At 53.3% G+C, this 25,814-nt stretch carries 18 protein-coding genes, 3 rRNA genes and 2 riboswitches; of the genes, 1 reads left to right on the top strand and 20 read right to left on the bottom strand.

Annotated elements, in window-relative coordinates; all coding sequences use genetic code 11:
- Window positions 1-156 precede the first annotated feature (156 nt).
- The 10 genes from KP014_RS06690 to KP014_RS06645 all read right to left on the bottom strand — a co-directional run bounded on the left by KP014_RS06690 (window position 157) and on the right by KP014_RS06645 (window position 7,941).
- Window positions 157-1,371, bottom strand: coding sequence for a hypothetical protein (locus KP014_RS06690; protein WP_090834415.1), 1,215 nt, complete (start codon window positions 1,369-1,371; stop codon window positions 157-159).
- A gap of 16 nt (window positions 1,372-1,387) precedes the next feature.
- The gene (locus KP014_RS06685; RefSeq protein ID WP_090834416.1) at window positions 1,388-2,173 is read right to left on the bottom strand and encodes an energy-coupling factor transporter transmembrane component T family protein; all 786 of its coding nucleotides are present in this window, start codon (window positions 2,171-2,173) and stop codon (window positions 1,388-1,390) included.
- Window positions 2,115-3,029 (bottom strand): ATP-binding cassette domain-containing protein, encoded by a 915-nt coding sequence (locus tag KP014_RS06680; RefSeq protein WP_051500295.1) that lies wholly within the window; start codon window positions 3,027-3,029, stop codon window positions 2,115-2,117. The genes KP014_RS06685 and KP014_RS06680 overlap by 59 nt, the downstream gene beginning before the upstream one ends.
- A complete protein-coding gene (locus KP014_RS06675; RefSeq protein WP_036598135.1) occupies window positions 3,002-3,844 on the bottom strand; it encodes an ATP-binding cassette domain-containing protein in 843 nt (280 codons plus the stop codon). The genes KP014_RS06680 and KP014_RS06675 overlap by 28 nt, the downstream gene beginning before the upstream one ends.
- Window positions 3,845-3,847: 3 nt before the next feature.
- Window positions 3,848-4,444, bottom strand: coding sequence for an ECF transporter S component (locus tag KP014_RS06670; RefSeq protein ID WP_051500296.1), 597 nt, complete (start codon window positions 4,442-4,444; stop codon window positions 3,848-3,850).
- Between the two features lie 13 nt (window positions 4,445-4,457).
- A complete protein-coding gene (locus KP014_RS06665; RefSeq protein ID WP_216700469.1) occupies window positions 4,458-4,895 on the bottom strand; it encodes a hypothetical protein in 438 nt (145 codons plus the stop codon).
- A gap of 383 nt (window positions 4,896-5,278) precedes the next feature.
- Window positions 5,279-5,713 carry a universal stress protein gene (locus KP014_RS06660; RefSeq protein WP_036598140.1) on the bottom strand — a complete coding sequence of 145 codons (435 nt, stop codon included), beginning with the start codon at window positions 5,711-5,713 and terminating at the stop codon, window positions 5,279-5,281.
- Window positions 5,714-5,756: 43 nt separating this feature from the next.
- On the bottom strand, window positions 5,757-6,020 hold the full coding sequence (locus tag KP014_RS06655; RefSeq protein ID WP_036598142.1) for a DUF1294 domain-containing protein: 264 nt from the start codon (window positions 6,018-6,020) through the stop codon (window positions 5,757-5,759).
- Window positions 6,021-6,179: 159 nt separating this feature from the next.
- Window positions 6,180-7,406, bottom strand: coding sequence for an MFS transporter (locus KP014_RS06650; RefSeq protein ID WP_090834418.1), 1,227 nt, complete (start codon window positions 7,404-7,406; stop codon window positions 6,180-6,182).
- Between the two features lie 157 nt (window positions 7,407-7,563).
- Entirely contained in the window at window positions 7,564-7,941 is a 378-nt protein-coding gene (locus tag KP014_RS06645) for a winged helix-turn-helix transcriptional regulator (RefSeq protein ID WP_036598143.1), read from the bottom strand.
- Window positions 7,942-8,081: 140 nt separating this feature from the next.
- Between KP014_RS06645 and KP014_RS06640 the strand changes: the two genes are divergently transcribed.
- Window positions 8,082-9,122: a zinc-binding alcohol dehydrogenase family protein gene (locus KP014_RS06640; protein ID WP_036598144.1), complete on the top strand. Its 1,041-nt coding sequence runs from the start codon at window positions 8,082-8,084 to the stop codon at window positions 9,120-9,122.
- 175 nt (window positions 9,123-9,297) lie between these two features.
- On the opposite strand, the gene KP014_RS06635 is transcribed toward KP014_RS06640, so the two are convergent.
- The 10 genes from KP014_RS06635 to KP014_RS06590 form a co-directional block, all read right to left on the bottom strand.
- Window positions 9,298-11,442, bottom strand: coding sequence for a DNA topoisomerase III (locus tag KP014_RS06635; RefSeq protein ID WP_090834419.1), 2,145 nt, complete (start codon window positions 11,440-11,442; stop codon window positions 9,298-9,300).
- Window positions 11,443-11,609: 167 nt separating this feature from the next.
- Window positions 11,610-11,726, bottom strand: a 5S ribosomal RNA gene (gene rrf, locus KP014_RS06630).
- Between the two features lie 127 nt (window positions 11,727-11,853).
- Window positions 11,854-14,782, bottom strand: a 23S ribosomal RNA gene (locus KP014_RS06625).
- A gap of 229 nt (window positions 14,783-15,011) precedes the next feature.
- Window positions 15,012-16,568, bottom strand: a 16S ribosomal RNA gene (locus KP014_RS06620).
- Together the 16S, 23S and 5S rRNA genes form the textbook arrangement of a ribosomal RNA operon.
- A 459-nt stretch (window positions 16,569-17,027) precedes the next feature.
- Window positions 17,028-17,837 carry a transglutaminase-like domain-containing protein gene (locus KP014_RS06615; protein WP_036590267.1) on the bottom strand — a complete coding sequence of 270 codons (810 nt, stop codon included), beginning with the start codon at window positions 17,835-17,837 and terminating at the stop codon, window positions 17,028-17,030.
- 13 nt (window positions 17,838-17,850) lie between these two features.
- Window positions 17,851-17,931, bottom strand: a riboswitch (cyclic di-GMP riboswitch).
- A gap of 74 nt (window positions 17,932-18,005) precedes the next feature.
- Window positions 18,006-18,086, bottom strand: a riboswitch (cyclic di-GMP riboswitch).
- 103 nt (window positions 18,087-18,189) lie between these two features.
- Window positions 18,190-18,849: a class D sortase gene (locus tag KP014_RS06610; RefSeq protein ID WP_036590269.1), complete on the bottom strand. Its 660-nt coding sequence runs from the start codon at window positions 18,847-18,849 to the stop codon at window positions 18,190-18,192.
- 12 nt (window positions 18,850-18,861) lie between these two features.
- Window positions 18,862-19,332, bottom strand: a complete 471-nt coding sequence (locus KP014_RS06605) for a GtrA family protein (RefSeq protein ID WP_063619441.1) — start codon at window positions 19,330-19,332, stop codon at window positions 18,862-18,864.
- Complete coding sequence (locus tag KP014_RS06600; protein ID WP_036590271.1) at window positions 19,325-20,329, bottom strand: glycosyltransferase family 2 protein; 1,005 nt, start codon at window positions 20,327-20,329, stop codon at window positions 19,325-19,327. The genes KP014_RS06605 and KP014_RS06600 overlap by 8 nt, the downstream gene beginning before the upstream one ends.
- Window positions 20,330-20,363: 34 nt before the next feature.
- Window positions 20,364-24,200, bottom strand: a complete 3,837-nt coding sequence (locus tag KP014_RS06595; RefSeq protein WP_246590654.1) for a phospholipid carrier-dependent glycosyltransferase — start codon at window positions 24,198-24,200, stop codon at window positions 20,364-20,366.
- A gap of 180 nt (window positions 24,201-24,380) precedes the next feature.
- Window positions 24,381-25,781 carry an NCS2 family permease gene (locus KP014_RS06590; RefSeq protein ID WP_036600210.1) on the bottom strand — a complete coding sequence of 467 codons (1,401 nt, stop codon included), beginning with the start codon at window positions 25,779-25,781 and terminating at the stop codon, window positions 24,381-24,383.
- Window positions 25,782-25,814 lie beyond the last annotated feature (33 nt).

Here is a 25,814-nt window from a genome sequence, read left to right as displayed (position 1 = left end):
TATCCTATTAATGATTAAGTACAGCACTTGCTATATATCTTTCTCCCCCCACATTCCTCCCCTGTGTATTCATTGCTTGTTCTATCAACACCGTTCACTCTATATAGAGAGCGAACGGATGAAGCATCGTATGGGTACAGCTCTTGTTGCGCCATTCTAGGAATCATTCTGATTGCTTGACCGTTTACCAGCCCGTCTGCGCCGGAAATACAGCATTTCCGCTGCCGTCCATCCCGCGACCAGCACTACCAGGACGATCATCATCAGCCTCCAGTGGGGATCGGCACTTCCTGTATCAGAAAGAGCTGCCGCTGCTTCCGGCTCAGCCAAAGCCGTCTCTCCTGTGCCGGCCTTTGCGGAAGGCTGCGGCAAATCTTCCGGCTGAGCCGGTACAGCCGCAGGCGCTTCAGTGGCCTCCGGCCTTTGCAGAGAAGCAGAGGCAGTTGCTGCTGCTTGCGTCCCGCTAGCCGTGGCCTGGCTCTCCTGCGCCGCCGGTCTTGCTGTCTGCGCGGGAAAACTTGCGGCCGCCGTGCTTCCAGCAGTTTCACTTCCGGAATTCTTAATGGCGGGCGCTGAACTCGCGGCAATACCGTTCCCCGCAGCACCACTTCCTACCGGCTTGCTGGCGGCAGGCGCCTGATCGCTCTTTGCCTTCTTGCTCTCTCCCGTCACTTCCGCTGCACCCGCCGCAGGCGCCTTAGTCTTCTGCCCGGACGCAGCTCCAGGAGCGGTGCTTGCGCTTGCCGTCTTCGGATTTGCGCCGCTCTGCACCTTCTGCCCGGCAGGACCGCTTGTTGCCTTAGGGCTCGGAGCAACGACCGGCTCCTCCTTGGCGGGAGCGTCTGTCGCCTGTGCCCGTTCCTCCCGCTTCGTTGTAAATGCAATCGTTACGCCACGGCCTGAAGTCGTGCCGCCCAAGGTGGACACCCCGTTTTTGGCGACCAGCTCAGGTCCGACCTTCAGGCTGTAGCTTACTCCGGGAGCCAGAGCATTGACCGGCTCCACAAATACGGCCTGCCGCTGGGAAGGGTCGATCGTATCGTCCACTTTGGTCACTTCAATCGATACTGCTCCATTGTCCGAAGAGAGCGCGAAGCACTCCCGGTTAATTCCCCACACCGTGCTGTTCACTACGTTCTTGTCAAACAACAGCCGAAACTTGGGCTTCAGCGGAATATCCGATGCATCAACGATGCTTGTCTTCTCGTCTACCAGCGTTGCAGAGACAAATTTCAGCGGCTTCGCCCCGGAAGTTCCCCCGCCAGCTCCGCTGCCGTCGCCATCACCGGCGTAAACCGGCTGTACAGATAGGCCCATCCACATAAGCAGTAAAACCGCCACTATGTACCGTTTCATTAAGGTATATCGCATAACCTACATCCCCCTATTACCGGCAAGCTGACAACAGGATCAGCAGCCCGAGAATTCCAAACATGATGCAATCCTTTCTACCGTACCGCAATCTCTGTACTCTGCTTAAATGCGCTCCTCCCCAGTAACAGCGGCTTTCCATAGCCACAGCCAGATCTCCCGCCCGCTGCAGGGAAGCAGCCAGCAGAGGAAGCAGCACTGCCGCCACACTTTTGATACGGATCAACAACCGGTTCGAATGAAGCGGAGCTCCGCGGGATCGCTGGGCACGCGCCACAATTTCCACCTCCTCGCTCATCACCGGAATGAACCTCAAGGAAATGCTGATCAACATCGCAAATTTATGTACGGGTATACCAATCCGGGACAAAGGAAACAGCAGCTTCTCCAGACCGGAGGCAAGCTGTACGGGAGATGTCGTCATCGTCAGAAGGCATGAGCTGAACAGAAGCGCCGCAAGCCGAAAAACCGTTAGCCCGCCCTGTATAACGCCCTCCCTGGTAACGGTCACTCCATGCACTGCAAGAAGCGTTTCCCCCTCCGTAATCACCGCTTGAAGCACGAATGATAGCCCGAGCAGCAGCCACAAGCCGCGTAACCGCCGAAGCATTCGATTCAGAGGGACATGCGCCAGCTGAAAACCAAGCACTAGCAGCGCCGCGTCAAACAAGACGATGAATGCATCCGCCTTGAGCAGCACGGTAAACGTCAATGCGAGACAGCCTATAATCTTCGTTCGCGGATCAAGCCTGTGAACGACCGTATCTCCCTGCATGAACTGCCCGAGCTTCACCCCTTTCATGTCCCTTCCTCCCTATCAAAGTAAGCAATTCTTCCAGCGCTTCTTCCCGGGACCGCACGCCTGTATTCACCGGGTGGCCCAACTCCGCAAGCTTGATCATCACCTGGGCATATTCCGAAAAAAACAAACCGGGGCTGCTGCTCATCATTTCTTCCCGCATCACATCAGAGGCGCTGCCCCATGCCGCGAGCCGCCCATCTGCAAGCACGGCGATCTTATCAGCTAGCGCCATCACTTCCCGCATACTGTGGGAAATCATGAGAACCGTTATGCCCATCTCTTGCTGAAGCCGCTTGACCAGAGACAAAATATCGGACTTTCCCGGCCCGTCGAGACCGGCCGTCGCTTCATCAAGAATGAGGATATCCGGCTTCATTGCAAGCACACCGGCGATCGCCGCCCTGCGTCGTTGTCCTCCGCTTAATGACAGAGGGGGAAGAGCCCCGATCTCATCCGGGTTAAGGCCGACAAGAGACAGTGCCTCTCTCGCTCTTGCGGCCGCATCCGCCTGCTTCATCCCCATGTTGCGCAGTCCGTAAGCAACATCGTCGATTACAGTCGCTTCAAATAGCTGCTGCTCCGGATATTGGAATAACAGACCCACCTTTCTCCAAAGTCCGTTTCGGTGCTGTCTGTCCGATGTTTTCTTCCCCAAAACCGTTACATGTCCCTCATCCGGGCATAGAAGCCCGTTCATGTGCTGAACAAGCGTAGATTTGCCGGAGCCATTCGAACCGACGATGCCGATGAACTCACCCGGCTCCACCGCGAACGTTATATCGTTCAGCGCTTTTTTTTCATCCAAGGAGCCTCGGCCGTACCGGTAACTTACATGCTGGAATTCAATAATCGGCATATCCACTTCACCATTCCTTCAACACTAACAATCGAGGCATCGGTCTTCACCCCTTCGGTTGCCAGTCCCCGCATCAGAAACGGGACATCGGGCATAACAATCCCCCAATCCGCAAGAGATTCTTCCTGTGCAAAAACGACTTCCGGTGCGTCATCAATCGCTATCCTCCCCCGCTCCAGTACAATCAGGCGGTCTGTACACAGCAGATCTTCCACATGGTGGGAGATGAGCAGCACGGTTACGCCAAGCTCGCGGTTTACCTTATGTAAAGTTTCCATCAATTCGTCCCTGCCCCATGGATCAAGCATCGAGGTCGGTTCATCAAGGATGAGATGGGACGGCCTCATCGCAAGAGCCCCGGCAATCGCCACCCGCTGCTTCTGCCCCCCCGACAGCAAATTCGGATTTCGATGACGGAGCTTCGTCAGGCCCGTTACCTGCAGCGCCCAGTCGGTGCGTTCCTTCACCTCACCTTGTGAAAGCCCCAAATTCTCCGGACCGAAAGCGACATCCTCCTCAACGATGGAGCTGACGATCTGATTGTCCGGATGTTGAAAAACCATCCCCGTCAGCCGCCGGACATCCATCAGGCAGGAGTGATCCGATGCATTAAACCCGTCGATCAGCACTGTACCGGAAGTTGGCTGCTGGAGTCCGTTCAACATACGAGCCAATGTGGTCTTGCCCGACCCGTTTCTGCCTGCCAGACCGACAAACTCCCCTCCGCCAATTTGAAAGGATACATCCTGCAAAATAGGAACAGACTCGCCGGTTGCGGAATGAACGGTTTTGGAAACTCCCCTCACCTGAATCATGCTTTATTCCCATCTGACCAGTCTGGGCTTCAGCCGATTAATGAGGAAGACGGCTAGCACTCCCCCTGCGGCCCCGAAAGCGGCATGGGTAAGGGATGTATATCCCAAGCCCATAGCAAGAAAGCCCATCGGCAGCTTCAGCAGGAGACCCAAGAGCAGAGATATAAGCAGCTTCGACAGGCTGGACAAAGCTCCGCAAATGATGCCGACGAACGGATTAGCCAGCTGATAGAAAAACACAGGTGCAAGCAGGTCTACTACTAAGCCGGGAACAAAGTATTTGAAGAAGATGAAGACCCCCTCTTTGCCAAGTCCAAGCACTACCGCCAAAACGCCGGAGACAGACCCCATAATCATTCCGCCTCCAAATTTGGGAATCAGCCCTGCTCCCAGCAGCATAATCGCCATCCAGAAAATGCTTGTGTGTCCCGGGATCTGCAGCGGGAGCCGCGTCACATCGTTGACCACGACAATCATCGTGCCGAACATCGTAAACCGAAGCACGTCTGCCAAGCCGAGCTTGAACAGAAACCGTCTCTGCACTCCGGCTAATCTTCCCGAAAGCTTCTCGTCATGCGCTTGCCCCGGAGTATCCTCCATTTTCTTCACTCCTTTATTCAATCTTGTTAATTTCTCTTACATCTTGAACAATCGGCGGACCCTGGGATTTTAGATCAATAAGATCCACCGTTCCGTGTTCATTAAAGGCCAGCACATAGGACTGACTCAAGCTTTGTTGATCCGCCAGAAACAGTTGTCCCTCTTTCAAGCCCTTTACCTCCACCTGCCTATAGCCGCTTAATCCAGACGCGCCGATCGCATAGAGCAGCGTTGGCCCCTTGGCACCTGGATCGCCGGGATATTGTTGATTCATCAGCGATTTCAGCACATCCACGCCCATAAGCGACACCAGCGAACCGGAAAGCTTATCCTGCACTTTAATGATCGAACCTGACTCGAGCCCTTTATCCCGGGACAGCTTTTCCAATAAATAGGCCGAAGGAAGAATCAGTGCAATGATTAACAGCCCTATCAAGATTCGTATTTTCAAGGATCTTACATTCACAAATTCGTCACCACACATTTTTCTATTTGAAGATAATTAAATATAAATATCATCCACGTTAACATTATTTTCGAACTCATTGTGTATGTTTTATTATATTTGATTATACCAAGATATAATTGAATATAATTGTGTCATTACATAGAATGTTTTGTCGAATATACGTAATATAATGATACATATCAAGTCATATAATATAACAACCGCATTCCCTTTCATCTTTGACTGCTCCGCGTTTAGCGTATATAAGATTTCAGCGCATAAAAAAAGACCCCGGGTTCTTAAACCACGAAGTCTTGAATAGTGTCGCCTCTATTTCTAACTCGCACACAAAAAGGAACGCCGAAGCGTTCCTTGTCACCAAAGTATTATTTTACGACCAGCACCGGAATCTTCGCACTTTGCACCACATTATGGCTGACACTGCCGAGCACGAACTCGCGAATACCGCCTAGGCCCCGGCTGCCGATTACTATAATATCCGCGGCGTTATCCTTGGCGTACTTCAGAATGGTCTCCGCAGGCGAACCTTGCAGCAGCTCGACTTTTGCGTTAAGCCCTTCCGTTTCAAGCCGTTTCTTCACTTCTTCCGTCGTCTGCACCGCCAAATCATAGTAATCCTTGTTGACCGAAGCCGGCAGAGGCGCGAGAGCTTCCCCGATAAAAAACCGCGGAAATTCAAATGCGTGTACGACATGCAGGGAGGACCCCGGCGTTACCTTAGCCAACTCGACCGCACGATCCAACGCTTTGTTGGCTGCTTTCGAGCCGTCATAGGCGAGCAAGATTTTAGAGAATAACATGTGCGCCACCTCTTTTTTTGGTTTAACTTGCCGATGAAAGAATTTATTGCAAAAAATAGCTGTATATCAGGACGTTCAGGAGCAGCAGCAGCGGAATGCCGATTACAAAGGACATATGCCGCGTCTTGTGGCGTCTGCGGTACATGGCCGTAAGCACGCCGAGAGCCCCGCCGATCGCCGCCAGCAGAAACAGCGTTTTCTCGGGCACCCGCTCCCGTCTGTTTCGGGCTTTATCCTTGTCCTCCGACATGACCATATAACCGATAATATTAATGACCGCAAACCATAACGTCACAAGCTTGACCATTCCAAGCTCCCTTCCTTTACCGTCCTATACTTTTATTATATTCTCCTTCAGGCAAAAAACCAACAAGGCCCGCGCCTCTAAACGCCTGTTTTCCCGGCTTTACTTACGCTATCGTCCTTTGCAGGCGGACATGCTCCAATCTTTTATTCACAGCTGGACTCAGGCGCCTATTTTGACACTTGCCCGCTCTTTTTCCCTAAGCCAAACGAAAGAGAGCAGCGCGGCGCAGCCGGCGGCAATCCCCCCTAGCCAGAAACCTCCCCTCAATCCATACAGCCCGCTCATCCAGCCCGCGACAAAAGGACCGCCCGACATTCCCAGCGCATATACCGCCTGATAGAATCCCATCGCCGTCGCCCGCTTGTGCGGATGGATATCCGACACCGACTTGCCGAGCAGCAGCGGAAAGATCAGCCCCTGCATAAATCCGTTACCGATCTGGGTGGCGCACAGCGCCCCGAAGCTCGGCATTGCCGGGATGAGCAGCGTGAACAATGCGCTTCCGGCAAAACCGAGCACGAGCGTGCCGCGGTCGCCCAGCCATCTCCCGAATATCCGCGCTCCTTGCAGCGTCGCCGCCGCGTGCGGCAGCATGAACGCCAGTGTGAGCCAGCCCAGGCTTTCTTTGTCGGCTCCGAGATTCAGCGCCTGATTGGGCGTGTATCCGAACATCGTAATGAACAGCACGCAGTGGGCCAGTACCGACAACAGAGATACTTTTACCAGCATCGGTTCCCGCATGACCGGCACCAGCTCGCCCAGTTTAATCGCGGTTTCTCCGCGTACTTCATGCCTCTCTGGCAAACGCAGTCCAATCAGAAGCGCCAGCGCAGCAACGACGGCTCCGGCCCAGAACGGGGCATTCCAGCCCCAATGCTCCACCATGTAACCGCTGAGCATCATGCTGGTCAACTGGGCGATTACCATCGTAAACTGAAGCATTCCCATTGCCCTGCCGGCCTCCTCCTTTGGAAAATACCCGGCGTACATAACGCTGTACACGACCCATGCGCTGGCCGCAATGCCGGATACGGCGCGCCCTGCAAGCGCCCAGCCGGGATAGGGCCCCAGCAAAAACAGCAGGCAGCTGGCACCGCTTGCGATCAGCCCCAACCATATGAACGGCCGCCTCTGGTTAAGATAGTCCGAACCGATCCCGATGGGCATCCGGAACAAAATCTGCATCAGGCCGTAAACACCTAGCACCATGCCTACCATGAAGTAGGACGCGCCTAGATGCTCAACGTAAGGTGAAAGCACTGGAACGTAAATATACGAGGAGAACCAGAATAAAAAAACAATCACCAGAAAAAACAACCGCCCGCTTCGGATACCCGCCGGAGCTGCAGCCGCCTGTGTTAACGCTTTCGCTTGTCTTAACGCCACTTGGAATCACCCAATCCCTCGTTTAATGACCTGCCTTGTCAATCTTTCCGCTCTATACCCGGACATCTGCTGCTTTCCTTATTTATACTGGGACGCGTTAACCCTTCGAAAGTTTCGGGTGATGATTCGCCCGTGTACTGATTCGATTACTAATTCGTTATTTTGTGGAGGGAAGCTGTCCGTCACTGGAGCCGGGTCTTTTTTTATACACCTCGCCCCAATCGCGCATCAGCAAAATAATCGGAATCAGCGTCCGACCGAACTCCGTTAGCGAGTATTCAACCTTGGGCGGCACCTGATGATACACTTCGCGATGGATCACGCCATCCTCTTCCAGCTCTCTCAGCTGCAGGGTCAGCATTCTTTGGGTAATGGCCGGGCATATCCGTCTGAACTCGTTAAACCGCTTGGCCCCTTCGATCAGGTGGTACAGCAGAACGCCCTTCCATTTGCCTCCGATCACATCCAGCGTATATTCTACCGGACAGCCCAGATCATTCGGACATTCGCCATATCCAACTTTACGGTTCCGCATACAAATCCCCCTAGGTATCAATATGGATACTACATAACATTAATGTGCGTACTTATCATTTTGCGACCGATTGTTTAAATTAATTATAGGACATTTCTTCTGTTGGCACACAAAAAAATTTTTAGGGAGATGGAGCACATATGAACAGCAGCAAACCAATGATGAGAGCCGTGGGACTTTACAAGTATCTCGAAATCTCTGAACCGGAAAGCCTGATCGATCTTGAAATGGAAAAGCCGCTGCCTGCCGCCAGAGACCTGCTCGTCAAGGTTAAAGCCATTTCTGTGAATCCGGTCGATGTCAAAGTTCGGGCCCCGAAGGACAAGGTGGAAGAGGCGCCAAAAATTCTTGGATGGGATGTTGCCGGAGTCGTCGAACAGGTTGGACCGGAATGTATGCTGTTTAAACCGGGGGATGAAGTATACTATGCAGGCAGCATTAATCGTCAGGGCGGGAACAGCGAATATCATCTAGTCGATGAACGGATCGTCGGCACAAAGCCGGTAACGCTCGATTTCGCCCAGGCGGCTGCACTGCCGCTGACGACGATTACCGCATGGGAAGGACTGTTCGACCGCCTGTGTGTATCGCCGGGCAAAGAGGCCAACGCCGGACAATCCCTGCTCATTATCGGCGCCGCCGGCGGCGTGGGCTCGATCCTAATCCAACTCGCCAAAAACGCCGGATTAACGGTAATCGGCACCGCCTCTCGCTCCGAATCATCCGAATGGGCAAAGGGTCTGGGAGCCGATCATATCATCAATCATTACGAGCCTTTCCTTCCGCAATTGAATGCCTTAGGGATTCCGCAGGCGGATTATATTTTTTGCCTGAACAGCACCGAGCAGCACTGGGAGCAAATGGCTGAAGCCATCGCCCCTCAAGGGAAGATTTGTTCCATTGTCGAGACCGACCATTCGCTTGATCTGGACCTGCTCAAAAATAAAAGCGCGACCTTCGTGTGGGAATTCATGTTCACCCGTTCGTTATACGAAACTCCGGATATGATCAATCAGCATGAGCTGCTGAATGAGACCGCCCGACTGATTGACGCTGGAACCCTTCGCACGACCATGACGGAAAAATTGGAGCCGATCAACGCGTCTAATCTGCGCAAAGTCCATACAATGATCGAAACGGGCCGGACCATAGGAAAGATCGTGCTGGAGCATTTTGAATAGACCGGCTTAAGACGGGAATGAATATGCCGTTATACCCCACGCTTAACCTGGAGCATAAAGCTCCGGTTCGCCCGCAGCGCAAAGAGGCCAAGAACGGGTTTCGTTCTTGGCCTCTTCTTGATTCCTTAAGCTTTACTTTCACTTACGCCTGGGTCTTAAGCGCTTATCGGCGCCGTTATTTCCCGTCTTTTTTACCTTCCATTGCGGCTTTTAGCAGATCTCCCAGACTTGTGCCTATGCTTTCCGACTTGCTGTACTGCTGCACAAGCTTCTGCTGCTCGCGCTTGTTCATGTGCTTGCTGTCCTTGTTCACCGTTTCCGTAATGCCGCAGCCAAGGCACTGCACGAATAGTCCCGCCTTGCCTTCTTTCAGCTCCATCTTCTTGTGGCACTGCGGGCATCGGCGGTTCGACAGCCGCTTCTCTCCGGCGCGGGTATACCCGCAGTCATCGGCCGGGCAGACGAGCAGCTTGCCGCGCTTCGACCTCTTCTCCAGCAGCCGAGTGCCGCACTGCGGACAATGACTGTTCGAGACATTGTGCGGTTTGTACTCCGAATCGCTGTTCTTCACCTCTGCGACGAGTTCCTTCGCCATGCCGCGTATGCCCTGGAGGAATGGCTCCGCCTTCCCTTGGCCGCGGGCAATCCGCTCCAGTTCGGCCTCCCATCGGGCCGTCAAATCCGGAGTGCGAAGCTGCGGGGAGACCAGCTCGATCAACTGCTTGCCCTTGCCTGTCGGATGCAGGACATTGCCCTGCCGCTCGATCGTATCCGACGATACGAGCTTCTCGATAATGTCGGCGCGGGTCGCCGGCGTCCCAAGGCCGTGCTTCTCCATCAGCGTCAGCAGCGCCGCCTCGTTATAGCGTCCCGGCGGCTGCGTTCGGCCGCCGCGCAGCATGCAGCGGCGGATCAATACCGAGTCGCCCTGCCGCAGCTCCGGCAGCGTCACTCCGCGGCCCTCCGCCTCGCCTCCTCCAGACTCGGATTTCTCGTCTTCGTCCGCGCTCAGATCGCCGCCGTAGACTTCCCGCCAACCGGCATCCGTGACGGTCGTTCCCTTCGCCGTGAAGGTTTCCCCGTCTACCGTAACCGTAACGGCTACCGCATCGTACCTTGCAGGCGGATAGAATAGACTGATGAACCGCCGAACAATCAGATCGTACAGCTTCCGCTCCTCCGCGCTGAGCTGATTCAGCAGCACTGTCTGCTCTGTTGGGATAATCGCATGGTGATCGCTTACCTTGCTGTCATCTACAATCCGCTTCGTAATGTTCAGCGGCTTGCGCAGCAGCGGCCGCGCCAGCGGCGCATAGGGGCCAACCGCCACGCTGTCCAGCCGTTCCTTCAGCGTCCCCGTCATATCCGCTGTCAAATACCGGCTGTCTGTCCGGGGATACGTGACCAGCTTATGCTGCTCATACAGCCGCTGAAGCACGCTCGACGTCTGCTTCGCCGAAAAGCCGAATTTGCGGTTCGCATCCCGCTGCAGTTCCGTCAAATCGTATGCGAGCGGATGCGGCTCGCTCTTCTCGCTCTTGTGCACCTTAACCAGGGTGCCGCTCCGTCCCTCAAGGCGCTTGGCAAGCGCGGCACTCTTGTCCTTGTCAAAAATCCGGCCGTCTCCCCCGCTTGCTCTCCACTGCGCCTGAAAATTGCCGAAGTCCGCCGTCAGCGTATCAAATTCCTGCGACCGGAAATTCATAATTTCCCGTTCCCGGTCCATGATCATGCCGAGCGTCGGCGTCTGTACGCGGCCAGCCGAGAGCGGCGCGCCGAACTTTGTGGTCAGCGCCCGCGTTACATTCAGGCCGACCATCCAGTCGGCCTCGGCGCGGCAGCGCGCCGAATCATACAGCCGGTCGAACTCCCGGCCCGGCTTAAGCGACGCAAAGCCTTCCATAATCGCCTTATCCGTCTGGGATGAGATCCACAGCCGCCGGAACGGCTTTTTCCACTGGACCATGGTCATAATCCACCGCGCCAGCAGTTCCCCCTCCCGCGCCGCATCCGTCGCGATAATAAGCTCGCCGACATCCTGGCGCTTCATCAGATGCTGAACCGCCTTGAACTGTCCGCCCGTCTCCCGCAGCACCTTCAGCTTCATCCGATCGGGCAGAATCGGCAGATCCTCCAGCGCCCATGTCGCAAATTTATGATCATAATCCTCGGGCTCCGCCAGACCCACCAGATGGCCGAGCGCCCAGGTCACAATATACCCCGGTCCTTCCATATAACTCTTCTGCTTCTCGCGGCAGCCCATCACCCGCGCAATCTCGCGCGCAACTGACGGCTTCTCCGCTAGTATCAATGCTTTCATAGCTCGCTCCTTTCCGTCTTGAACCATTATAGCAAAGAAAAACAGTGTCAGGTCCAGGAACTTCAAAACATATCGACGGTATGTTATATTCCTTCCTGCTCCAGTCAAATTCGTGTTTTCGAGAAAAAACAAAAAACCACTGCTGAAATCTCAGCAGTGGTTCATGTGCTTGGCGGCGTCCTACTCTCCCAGGACCCTTCGGTCCAAGTACCATCGGCGCTGGAGGGCTTAACGGTCGTGTTCGGGATGGGTACGCGTGGAACCCCTCCGCCATCGCCACCAAACGGGCATTTGTGAAACAAATGCTGCCGCGAGACATTCGGTCCTTCACCTTCCGGTGCGGATGAATGTTGCAGCGTTCTTCAGGCTTGATCGCCTGAAAACTGGATCGAAACGAAACATTGCGTTATTTTGGATAAGCCCTCGACCGATTAGTATTGGTCAGCTCCATGCTTTGCAGCACTTCCACCTCCAACCTATCTACCTCGTCGTCTTCAAGGGGTCTTACTAACTTGGGAAATCTCATCTTGAGGGGGGCTTCACGCTTAGATGCTTTCAGCGCTTATCCCGTCCGTACGTAGCTACCCAGCCATGCTCCTGGCGGAACAACTGGTGCACCAGCGGTACGTCCATCCCGGTCCTCTCGTACTAAGGACAGCTCCTCTCAAATTTCCTACGCCCACGACAGATAGGGACCGAACTGTCTCACGACGTTCTGAACCCAGCTCGCGTACCGCTTTAATGGGCGAACAGCCCAACCCTTGGGACCTACTTCAGCCCCAGGATGCGATGAGCCGACATCGAGGTGCCAAACCTCCCCGTCGATGTGGACTCTTGGGGGAGATAAGCCTGTTATCCCCAGGGTAGCTTTTATCCGTTGAGCGATGGCCCTTCCATGCGGTACCACCGGATCACTAAGCCCGACTTTCGTCCCTGCTCGACTTGTAGGTCTCGCAGTCAAGCTCCCTTCTGCCTTTGCACTCTTCGAATGATTTCCAACCATTCTGAGGGAACCTTGGGACGCCTCCGTTACACTTTAGGAGGCGACCGCCCCAGTCAAACTGCCCGCCTGACACGGTCCCCGTACCCGCTTAGGGTACCAGGTTAGAACCTAGATACGATCAGGGTGGTATCCCAACGATGCCTCCACCGAAGCTGGCGCTCCGGCTTCCAAGGCTCCCACCTATCCTGTACAGATCGTACCCAAGTTCAATATCAAGCTGCAGTAAAGCTCCATGGGGTCTTTCCGTCTTGTCGCGGGTAACCTGCATCTTCACAGGTATTAAAATTTCACCGGATCTCTCGTTGAGACAGCGCCCAAGTCGTTACGCCATTCGTGCGGGTCAGAATTTACCTGACAAGGAATTTCGCTACCTTAGGACCGTTATAGTTACGGCCGCCGTTTACTGGGGCTTCGGTTCACAGCTTCGGGTTTAACCCCTAACCGCTCCCCTTAACCTTCCAGCACCGGGCAGGCGTCAGCCCGTATACTTCGCCTTGCGGCTTCGCACAGACCTGTGTTTTTGCTAAACAGTCGCTTGGGCCTTTTCACTGCGGCCCCCTCGGGCTATTCACCCTACCGAGGCACCCCTTCTCCCGAAGTTACGGGGTCATTTTGCCGAGTTCCTTAACGAGAGTTCTTCCGCGCGCCTTAGAATTCTCTTCTCGCCCACCTGTGTCGGTTTGCGGTACGGGCACCTTCTCCTGGCTAGAGGCTTTTCTTGGCAGTGTGAGATCATGACCTTCGCTACTACAATTTTCGCTCCCCATCACAGCCCAGCCTTATGGTGTACGGATTTGCCTATACACCAGCCTCGCTGCTTGGACGGACATCCATCAGTCCGCGTCACTACCCTCCTGCGTCCCCCCATTGCTCATCACGGATTATGGTGGTACAGGAATATCAACCTGTTGTCCTTCGACTACGCCTGTCGGCCTCGCCTTAGGTCCCGACTTACCCTGAGCGGACGAGCCTTCCTCAGGAAACCTTGGGCTTTCGGCGGATCAGATTCTCACTGATCTTTTCGTTACTCATACCGGCATTCTCACTTGTATGCAGTCCAGCTGTCCTTGCAGTCAACCTTCAACCCGCATACAACGCTCCCCTACCCCTGATGCAAAGCATCAAGCCATAGCTTCGGTGGTGTGTTTAGCCCCGTTACATTTTCGGCGCAGAGTCACTCGACCAGTGAGCTATTACGCACTCTTTCAATGGTGGCTGCTTCTAAGCCAACATCCTGGTTGTCTGTGCAACTCCACATCCTTTCCCACTTAACACACACTTGGGGACCTTAGCTGATGGTCTGGGCTGTTTCCCTTTTGACAATGGATCTTAGCACTCACTGTCTGACTCCCGGACGTAAGTCCATGGCATTCGGAGTTTGACTGAGCTTGGTAACCCTTGCGGGCCCCGCACCCAATCAGTGCTCTACCTCCACGACTTCAAATCCGAGGCTAGCCCTAAAGCTATTTCGGGGAGAACCAGCTATCTCCGAGTTCGATTGGAATTTCTCCGCTACCCCCACCTCATCCCCGCACTTTTCAACGTGCGTGGGTTCGGGCCTCCAGTGCGTGTTACCGCACCTTCACCCTGGACAGGGGTAGATCACACGGTTTCGGGTCTACGCCCACGTACTTCGTCGCCCTATTCAGACTCGCTTTCGCTGCGGCTCCGGCTCCTCGCCTTAACCTTGCACGTTAAACGTAACTCGCCGGTTCATTCTACAAAAGGCACGCCATCACCCCTAAAATGGGCTCTGACTTCTTGTAAGCACACGGTTTCAGGTACTATTTCACTCCCCTTCCGGGGTGCTTTTCACCTTTCCCTCACGGTACTGTTTCACTATCGGTCGCCAGGGAGTATTTAGCCTTGGCAGATGGTCCTGCCGGATTCATACGGGGTTTCACGTGCCCCGCACTACTCGGGATCCGTCTCGGAGGGAACGATTTTTCAGCTACAGGGCTTTTACCTCTTCTAGCGGGCCTTTCCAGACCTCTTCGCTTAAACCGTTCCTTTGTAACTCCATGGGAGACGTCCCACAACCCCGAAGAGCAAGCTCTTCGGTTTAGGCTGTTCCGCGTTCGCTCGCCGCTACTGACGGAATCACTCTTGTTTTCTCTTCCTCAGGGTACTTAGATGTTTCAGTTCCCCTGGTCTGCCTCTACCTACCCTATGAATTCAGGCAGGAGTGACTGTGCATTACCACAGCCGGGTTTCCCCATTCGGACACCCCCGGATCAACGCTTGCTTACAGCTCCCCGAGGCCTTTTCGTTGTTCGCCACGTCCTTCTTCGGCTCCTGGCGCCTAGGCATCCTCCGTGTGCTCTTACTAGCTTAACCAACTAAGCACTTTCACTTCACTTGTTCAATCGCTTGACACAAGCTCAGCTAAAAGATGTTCTAAAACGCAATTTTCGTTTCGGTATCCAGTTTTCAAGGATCAAGTTCTTGCTTTTGAGAGTTTGAGCTCTCAAAACTGAGCAACGAGTGAGCAACAGGCCTAAACCTGAGTTTTGGAAGCTAAGCTTCCGATTTGAATGTTTCCGCTGCGGGAAACGATTCTCCATAGAAAGGAGGTGATCCAGCCGCACCTTCCGATACGGCTACCTTGTTACGACTTCACCCCAATCATCTACCCCACCTTCGGCGGCTGGCTCCCTTGCGGGTTACCCCACCGACTTCGGGTGTTGTAAACTCTCGTGGTGTGACGGGCGGTGTGTACAAGACCCGGGAACGTATTCACCGCGGCATGCTGATCCGCGATTACTAGCAATTCCGACTTCATGCAGGCGAGTTGCAGCCTGCAATCCGAACTGAGACCGGCTTTATAAGATTGGCTCCGCCTCGCGGCTTCGCTTCCCGTTGTACCGGCCATTGTAGTACGTGTGTAGCCCAGGTCATAAGGGGCATGATGATTTGACGTCATCCCCACCTTCCTCCGGTTTGTCACCGGCAGTCACTCTAGAGTGCCCAGCTTCACCTGCTGGCAACTAAAGTCAAGGGTTGCGCTCGTTGCGGGACTTAACCCAACATCTCACGACACGAGCTGACGACAACCATGCACCACCTGTCTCCTCTGTCCCGAAGGCCGCGCCTATCTCTAGACGATTCAGAGGGATGTCAAGACCTGGTAAGGTTCTTCGCGTTGCTTCGAATTAAACCACATACTCCACTGCTTGTGCGGGTCCCCGTCAATTCCTTTGAGTTTCAGTCTTGCGACCGTACTCCCCAGGCGGAGTGCTTACTGTGTTAACTTCGGCACCAAGGGTATCGAAACCCCTAACACCTAGCACTCATCGTTTACGGCGTGGACTACCAGGGTATCTAATCCTGTTTGCTCCCCACGCTTTCGCGCCTCAGCGTCAGTTACAGCCCAGAAAGTCGCCTTCGCCACTGGTGTTCCTCCACATCTCTACGCATTTCACCGCTACACGTGGAATTCCACTTTCCTCTTCTGCACTCAAGCTGCCCAGTTTCCAGTGCGACCACAGGTTGAGCCCATGGTTTAAACACCAGACTTAAACAGCCGCCTGCGCGCGCTTTACGCCCAATAATTCCGGACAACGCTTGCCCCCTACGTATTACCGCGGCTGCTGGCACGTAGTTAGCCGGGGCTTTCTTCTCAGGTACCGTCACTCTCTTAGCAGTTACTCTAAGAGACGTTCTTCCCTGGCAACAGAGCTTTACGATCCGAAAACCTTCATCACTCACGCGGCGTTGCTCCGTCAGGCTTTCGCCCATTGCGGAAGATTCCCTACTGCTGCCTCCCGTAGGAGTCTGGGCCGTGTCTCAGTCCCAGTGTGGCCGTTCACCCTCTCAGGTCGGCTACGCATCGTCGCCTTGGTGAGCCGTTACCCCACCAACTAGCTAATGCGCCGCAGGCCCATCCCTTGACAGCAGATTGCTCCGCCTTTCAGCCTCCCAGCAGGTGCCAAGAGGAATTATCCGGTATTAGCTACCGTTTCCGGTAGTTATCCCAGTTCAAGGGGCAGGTTGCCTACGTGTTACTCACCCGTCCGCCGCTAAGTATTTTTGAGAGCAAGCTCTCAAAAATACTCCGCTCGACTTGCATGTATTAGGCACGCCGCCAGCGTTCGTCCTGAGCCAGGATCAAACTCTCCAATAAGGTTTTTTCGTGCGGTTACTCCCTCGAATCACTCCAAGAAAACAACCATCCGAAAAGTTTATCGATAGAGCGATTAGCTCATGTTGAAACATCTGACGAGAATTTGCATTCTCATGATGGCCTTTCCAAAGCGTGAACCACGCTGTGAAATCCATCTCTTTTGGAACTCGCTAGAAGCGAATTCCCACTCACTCGTTGTTCAGTTTTCAAAGATCAAACTTGTTTGCCGTTCAACTTAATGTCTCAGCAGCAACTCTTATAATATATCATACACTCTACAGAAACGCAAGCTTTTTTTGAAAGTTTATTTTATCTTGTCGGCAAAGGCTTGTGTCTCCCGAGGACGACTTATCTATAATACCTCTTCTCTGAGGATATGGCAATACCCAAAATACAAAAAAAACAATCCACTTATTATTTAAGCGGATTGTTCATTTATTGCATGAAGCCGTCAGTTGCTTAATAATACTTCGCACCGGTATATTTGCTGGCGCTTTTAATCAGGGAGACCGCTTTATTACTCTTTCCCAAACCGGCGTCTACCGTCGTATCAATAGTCACCCACTGCCCATCGATGAGGACTTCATTCCATGCATGGTATTGAGATACATAGCTGCTCTCACCCATCACAAGCTTAGCGGGAACGTTCACACTGCGGAGCATAGCGGCAAAGAGGGAAGCATAGTCGTAGCAGATTCCTTTTTTGCTTGCAAGCGTTCTGTCGATGTTCGGCACATAGTCGGTAGATACGTTGGCTGCTAAGGCGTAGTCGTATTTTACATTGGAGACGATGTAGTTATAAATGGCGGTTACTTTTTCTTTGTCAGTGTCGGTATTCTGGGTGAGTTGTTTCGCTTTTTGGATCGCTCTGTCGGACGGGTTCCATTTAACGTTCTGCACCGAGCTCAGATATACGGCGTTAGGTTCGCTCATCGAAAGGTCGATAGAATCGGAATAAACCACTTTATACTTGTTGCCGCTGGTATTCTCAAGGATGGAAACTTTATAGGAGCCGCTGCCTTGCTGAAGCGGGAAGGACTCATTGGGCTCTGATGCGAAGAGGTTGTAGGTATAACTGCTGCCGTTCTTGGTAATCATCAGTTTAGTGCGCTTGCCCTGGGGAGCGTTATATTGAATGCCAACAACACCTTGGCTTAAATTCGAAGTGTCCAGCCATTCGGAACTGCCGCTCGCGGCGGCTGCCGGGGTAACTGGAACGGAAGTGGCTACTGTAAATAATATAAGAAGCCAAAAATAAAACTTCTTCACGGATAAAACTCCTTTCGATAGCTGGCTGCCATCCTCGCGGGAAGGCCCTTTAGCTTTGCGTCCCTACCTTTCGATAGGTTTGCCATTGTCGTGCAAGTTTCATCTATTCAAATAATAGGTAAATATTCTAAAATTTTACTTGTGAGTTAAACAAAAAAAGCTTCTTCATTCGGTAGCTGGCTGCCATCCTTACGGGAAGGCCCTCTAGCTTTGCGTCCCAATCTTTCGATAGGTTTGCCGTTATCGTGTTTAGCTTTTCTAATATTAGATTACCATATTTATCTGAATTATCAATAGAAAACTAGGAAAATATACCTGTATGATTACCTATTTTTACATATTTCCGCCACAGTCACGGGAGCTTTGCGTGCACAATTAGCCGATGAGTCGGATTAATCAGCGGATCGCATGTGATGAGCGTAAGGATGCGGTCTTTGTTACTGCCTTCCAGCACGGACACATCAGTAGGTTCGACTATCGAGATATCATAGACCGTGTAGTTATAGACTTTCCCTTTGGTCTTAACGGAAATCGTATCACCGATCTTCACCTCATTCAGACGGTTGAACAGTCTTCCCTTGGTATGGGCGCGGTGAGCGGCGATAGCCGCATTCCCGATTTCTCCAAGCGGAGCGGTCTCGGTCAAATGCACGGCCGCATGCCGCATATTCGCTTTGGTGGCTCCTTCAAGCACGGGAAGTTTGACATCGATTTTATCGATCTCAATCAGCGCGATCGCTTTCTCGTCTCCGTCTGAACCGCCTTTATCCTCTGCGAGCTGCGACTGCTCGTCCAAGGCCGATTCTTCGGCAAGCAGCTGTGTCACTTTGGCATATTTGAGCCGCAGATCGGGATCGACCGAATCTTGAGCCTTCTCCGCGCTTTGTTCAAAACTCTGCTCCGCTTCCTTCAGCAGCTTCTGCTGCTGCCAATCTTCTAACCATTCGCTCGTCTTTGGATACAGGATCAGCAGAACGCCAGCGATAATTATGATATAAGAAAGCTTGCGCATAATCTTCACCCTCTATCGTCGCTCCGCTTCCGCCCCGGAGATTGCCTCACCGGAGACAGGCAGAGACTGCTTTGGCTTCACAAACACCCATTTTCTGCTGCCAAAAAAATTGATGATGACCGTAACAAACGTAACCAATACCTTCGACAGCAGCTCCTGCAATCCAAGACGGCCGATTAGAACACTCATCAGCAGCAGAGATATGCACAGCACGAACAGATTCAATGCAATAAACCTCAGGAGCTGCTTATGAATGAAGCCTTCTTCCTTGCTCCGCTGCCGGTCCTTGAACGTTATTTTACTGTTCAAAATAAAACTGTTGGCCGTTCCCGCACCATAGGAGATGACCTGGGCAACGACATAGAAGAGCCCGAGCGAAGTCAGCAGCGCGAACACGGCCATATCTACCAATGTATTCAGAAGACCGACAATATTAAATTTAACGAACTGGAGGATATCGCCGCGCACATTATTGTTATTCATAAGGTACATCCTCCCGTGATTGTCCGGCTTTCTCCCGAAAGAGCTCGGCTTCCTCCTCCTTCAGGTTTCTGTAGCCTACCGCCTCGCGGACAATGTAAAGCGGCCGGTCCTTCGATTCATCGTATATCCGGCCGATATATTCGCCGATTACCCCGAGGATCATAAGTACAATTCCGTTAAACAGCAGGTTCACGCCGACGATGGAAGCCCAGCCGGGCACCGTGCGGGAAGTAAACCACTTCTGCATCAACACGAAGAACAAAAAGACAAAGCTGGAAAACGAAAGCAAAAACCCAAGGTAAGAAGCGATTTTGAGCGGCTTGTGCGAAAAAGACGTGATGCCGTCGAGCGCAAACCGGATCATTTTTTTGAGCGGATATTTGGTCTCCCCGGCAAAGCGCTCCTCGCGGACATACTCCACCATCGTCTGGCGGAAACCGACCCAACTGACAAGCCCTCTGACATAGCGGTTCTTCTCCTTGAGTTCGCGCAAAACGTTGCACACCTTGCGGTCGATCAGGCGGAAGTCGCCCGTATCGGTTGGAATATCCACGCTCGTCATACTGCTCAGCAGGCGGTAAAACAGCTTGGCGGTGATTTTTTTGAACAATGTTTCGCCGTGGCGCTTCAGCCGTTTGGCATACACCACTTCATATCCCTGTTTCCATTTGGCAATCAACTCAAGTATGACTTCGGGAGGGTCCTGAAGATCGGCGTCGATAACAACGACCGCTTCCCCCCGTGCATAATCCATGCCTGCGGTTATCGCGACTTGGTGGCCGAAATTCCGCGAGAAGTCAATCAGCTTCACATGACCGTCCCGGTCTGCAATCTCCCGGATCATATCGGCTGAGCGGTCCCGGCTTCCATCGTTCACGAAGATCAGCTCATATGCGTCTCCGCTGCGGTCCATGACTTCCTTCAGACGCTTGTACGTATGAGAGATCACTTCTTCTTCATTATACATCGGGACGATCACGCTGTATCTGGCTTTCATTTCTTTTCCTCCTAAATTGTAGACGGCCATAACCCTAAAAGACCCAAGTCGGGAACCAGCGCAGGAAGCCTGTCACGTAATCCCCGCTAACCCGCATGCCCGACAAAACGGGATAAAACATGATAAAGAGCAGCGCGGCAGCAGCGACATACACATAACGAATGACTCTCGACCGGGATTCCGGAAACACGCTGTCCGACAGCTTCAGCATATAGACCAGCGCCAGTATCATGAACGGAACCATCGCGAAATAATGGTAAAGGAACGTCTCGCGCGGAACGAGCATCCAGGGAATGTATTGGGAAAAATAGCCGATCCAAATGACGTAAAGCGGTTTTTCCCTGCGTTTCAGCGTCAGCCGCAGGACGGCGAGGATGGCAAACACCCCCGTCCACCAGATCAGCGGATTGCCCATCGTTACGATGCTGCTGGCCTGGCCTGCCGGCAGTCCTTCTCCCCCGCTGAAGAACCATACCGGACGCTTCATAAAGGGCCATTGCCACCACTGGGAAGAGAACGGATGGGTAGCCACAAGCTGGCTGTGGTAGTCGTACATATTCTTCTGCGCTTCGAGCAATCCTTTAAACGTATAGCCTTCCGGTGTGACAGACAGCACAGGAATAAACGACAAGCTGTAAATCACGGCCGGAATAACAATAAAGAAGATAATGCAGGAGGCAAGAGTAATAACGCTTCTGCTCCAGAATGTTCGCGCGGCTTCTTGGCAAGCGGCTGACAGTTCCGGGTCCGCCCGCTTGCCCAAGGCAAGCACGCGCCGGGCCGCCCTGTGCTGCCGGTACCGGTCAAAGAGCGAAATGCCGAGCATTATGGCGAGCCCCGCCCCTCCATACAGCACGATCCATTTGGAGGCAACCCCGATGCCAAAGAACAGGCCCGACCAAAAGAGCGGCCACAGCGTCTTGCGCAGCGGAAGGCGGTAGAAATTCATTGCCGAGTAACGCTGCATGAAGTAGAACATCAGCATGATGAAGAAGACGCCGTACACATCAATGGTAGAAATCCGGGTCTGCGTAAAATGCATGAAATCCAGCGCGAACAGCCCCGCCGCAAGCGCTGCATAGCGAGTCCGCCCAAACAGCCGAAGCGCCATTACATACATAATAGGCAGCATGGCAATTCCGAATACCGTGCCGACGATCCGCCAACCGAAAGGATTAACGCCGAACAGCGCCATCCCGACGGAAATCAGAAGTTTGCCCAGCGGCGGATGCGTATTCTCATACGGAACGATGCCATGGGCATATTCATATGCGGTGCGCGCATGATAGATTTCATCAAAATAAGTGCTGTTCATAAAGCCCGAATTAGCTGGAATAAGCTGCTGCTCGTCGAACAGGTTCGACGGCTCGCCTTTTTTAGGAGTTCCTCCTGTATCGGGTGACACTCCGGCGATGGCCAGCGGCGACGCGTTTCCTTGCTCATAGAAAGCGACCTCATGCAAGTAGAAACCCGGGTTATTTACGACCACTCGGACATACCGTGCCATGGCGTTAAGCTGCTGGCTTTTCCAGATAAAGACGTTGCCGACATCCTCGTTAATCTTGATGGGTCCAGACCAGCTTTGCGGCGAGTCGCCGAATTCCAGCGTGAATTCACCGGTGCCCACGCCGCCGAATATTCTTACTTTGTCCAGCTGCTTCGCGGCGCCCAAATCGACATAGAAGCTTTCGCCCGCGGCCGAAGGCGCCCATACCGTTTCCGGCGAACGGGTCGAACCGAGATTGACCATGGCAAGCGCTCCATAAAGGACCGTAATAGCCGCCATCCACAGCCAGTCACTGCGCTTCATACGGGGAACAGCGCTTCCCTGCAGGAGGTTATCCGGACGGAGTTTCCCGACGAGCGCCAGATCGGTCTCACGGTTCTGCTTATCGGTATGCGCAGGAGCCAGCGTCAGCACCCTTCCCCTGAAATACATATCCCAGCCGATATACAGCATGTACAGCAGCAGCCCGACGTTGGCGATTGAGGTAACAAGGACGATGCCGTCCGAACCGGGATTTTGTCCCGCATTCAGATGTAACAGCACATACGCCACATTGGCATATTGGGTCAGACTCAGGCCGAAGAACAGCGTCAGCAGCCTCCGGTCCTTGATTGCCATAAAGGCGAACAAGCTTAAGGCAATCGCCGGGAACATATACCGTTCATGCATTTTGGTTCCAACCACAAACATGACCACAATTAAAACCAGACCGATAAAGAAGGACTTGGACAGGTCTTTTTTGTCTTTGCGGAACGAGAACAACGCGGCCAAAGCTACTGCGGCTATAATAAAAATATTGCCCCAGGCGCGGTAAGGAATGCCGAGCCACATTTGGTCAATCGGCGACCAGGTCGGAGCGATGAGCATGTACAGGTTAAAAGCGTTGACAGTGGAATAAGGATAGGAAGACAGCGTGCTTTTGTAAAGGTCGATCAGACCGCCAAGCCCTCCGTTGCCCCAAAAGAACGGCAGTGTAATCAAGGTAAAAGCAACAAGCCCGTACACCGCTCCTTTCAGCAGCTCTTTCCACGCCCGGTAATGGATGAAGGCAAACAGCAGTACCGGCGTAAAAATCAGAGCCTGCGGCTTCACCGCCGTAGCCACAGCGAACCAGAGCGCGGAAGCGGCAAGGCGTTTATTCGAGACGGCCAAAATACTGAGCAGCAGAAACACCACGAAAAAGGCGTCCGCCTGCCCCCACACCGCCGAATCCGTCAGTACGGCCGGATTAAACGAATATAGAATGACAAGGCCGAGCGCAATGCCGCCGCCCAGCTTTTTGCTTCCAATCCGGTAAATCAGCCAACCGAGAGCGATATCCGATAAGATCGCCGGCAGCTTAAACAGCAGCATCTCCCCAGAAGAATCCGGGTTTAAGCCCAGGCCCTGATGAATGAGATGAAGAAGATACAATATATAGATATACCCGGGAGGGTAATCCGCAAAAATGCCTTCCTGATAGAAGCGCCCCGGACCGACCTCCGCCAGCCGCTGGCCCCAGTACATAAAAGTCTTCATGTCGTTCATGTAACCCTGCGAAGTCCAGCCAAGCCACAGACGCAGCAGGAACGCCGCGGAAAGGACAATCCACAGCCACGCGCCGTAGTCATAGCTCTCCCGTCTGAGCAGACGCCTGCTGCGCAGTGCGGTCCGGTAAACCCAAGCGAAGAGGCAGGCGAAGAGTGCGGAAAAGAACAAAATATCTTTGGATGATATTTTTACCGGCTTCCCTGCCGTCCCGGCCTGGGCGGTCCCCGGATCAAGCGAGATTACCGGAACGCCAGCAGGGGCGGAGTCAAGCTCCTCCACGGATAAATCGTCAAAATACGCCTTGCCCACGGCCAAATTCCCATAGCCGCCAAGGGCTGCGCCGATTCCTATTTCCTTTTGCCCGGAGCCTGTCTTACCTATGAACTGAAGCTGCTGCCAGCCACCGCCGGTGTCTTTGGTGCTCGGATACCCCCCGCTAACGCCGACTACGAAAATATTGGCCCCGATGCCTTCCGCTCCCGCGTTCACCACTTTAACCCAGCCGGAAATCCGGTAATGGGTGCCCGGCTTTACGGTGATGGTCTGAATCCATTTAGCATGATTCTGCTGCATATTCTCTACGGCGGCCGCTGTATTGCCGGAGTGGACATCCGCAGATTCCACAGACAGCAGGCTTGCCTGATCGCCCTGCACCCATACATCCCTCGTCCAGGAGGCGGGGGCGCCCGATGCCGTTTCCTCAAATCCCGGATTTTGCAAAAGATTTCCTGCCGCAAACATTGTTCCCGGAGGGATAACAAGCATACACAGCAGCAGCAAAAATATCATTTTCGCAGCAATACGCCACTTCTTCATCATCGTTACCACCTTCATCTTATCGTCCGAATCTATGTATATGAAGTCCGCTTCATTTTTCCCTCATTTCAATATAATCGAATTGCCGGGTTAAGAAAAGTCCGGTGCTTTTTTCAGATAACACCGCCGAGTTTCTTGTTCGCTTGAAAAAAAAGACTCCTTCCGATTGAGAAGGAGCCGTAAAAGAGCGGTCAAGGCTCAGCCCTGGCTGCCGATCAGCAGGTAACGAAGCACCACCAGAACGGCCAGGACCCACATCATCCAGTGGATGTCGTATTTCTTTTTACCCGCAAGGTTAGCCACAAACGCCAAAATAACGTAGGTGACGATGCCGAAAGAGATACCGTTCGCTATATTGTAGGTGAATGGCATGATCGCAAGGGTCAGGAACGAAGGAATAGCGATAACCATATCGTTAAAATCAATCTGACGGACGGACTGCGCCATCAGCACGCCGACAATGATCAGGGCCGCCGCTGTGGCGGAGCCGGGAATCAGAGCGGCAACCGGCGCCAGGAACAGGGCAAGCAGGAAGCAGACACCCGTGGTAACGGCGGTAAGTCCCGTACGTCCGCCTTCAGCCACGCCCGCCGCGCTTTCCACATAAGCCGTTGTGGTGGAAGTGCCCAGCATCGCGCCGCCTGCAACCGCAGCTGCATCAACGAGCATCGCTTTGCCGACGCGTCTTTTGCCTTCTTCGGGATTGTCCATAATTCCCGCGCGCTCCGCCGTTCCGACCAGAGTGCCGAAGGTGTCGAACAGCTCGACGAAGGTGAATGTCGCGACCGCAGAAATAATGCCGGTATGCATAATACCTTTCCAGTCAAACTCCAGCAAGTTTAGCTGCGTGAAATCCGGAACCCATGGGGTGGCCGGATTGGACAGGGTGGAGAAATCGACCGCGCCCATCAGCATACCGATTACCGTGGTGCCAAGAATACCGAACAGAATCGCGCCTTTTACCCGCAGCACCATCAGAATGCCGATGAGCAGCAGACCGATGATTGCAAGCTGAACATTCGTGTTCTCAAGGCTTCCTAGATGGAAGACCGTTTCAAAGTACAGCACGTCGGTAAAGGTATTGGCCGGAATCGCATTGCCCGCTTCAACGCCGATCGTCATAAGGCCGCTGTTCTTCAGGCCGATAATGGCGATAAAGAGCCCAATGCCGACCGTTATCGCATGCTTCAGACTGTCCGGAATGGCACTGAGCAAAATTTGGCGAATCCGGGTGATGGTCAGCAAAATAAAGATCAGACCGGAGATGAAGACCGCTGTCAGCCCCATCTGCCAGGTAAACGGATGATCCGTCGTGGCCGACGACAGGACAACCGATGCGAAATATGCGTTAAGCCCCATACCTGGCGCAAGGGCGACCGGGAAATTAATGAATAGTCCCATCGCAATGGTGAAAATACCCGCCGCCAGTGCGGTTGCCAAAAACACGGAATACCAGCCCATATCGATACGGCCGAAGGCAGTTAACGTACCGGGATTCACCGACAGAATATACGCCATTGCCATAAAAGTGGTTAGACCGGCCATAATTTCAGTACGTACTGTGGTGCCGTTCTCTTTAAGTTTGAAAAAGCGTTCCATAATGTTCTCCCCCTGTTGTATTGGTATCAGGCA

The organism is Paenibacillus sophorae (genome assembly GCF_018966525.1).
GTDB lineage: Bacteria > Bacillota > Bacilli > Paenibacillales > Paenibacillaceae > Paenibacillus_AQ > Paenibacillus_AQ sophorae.
Note: the sequence above shows the minus strand (reverse complement) of the source record. Positions and strands in the feature narration are given on the sequence as shown.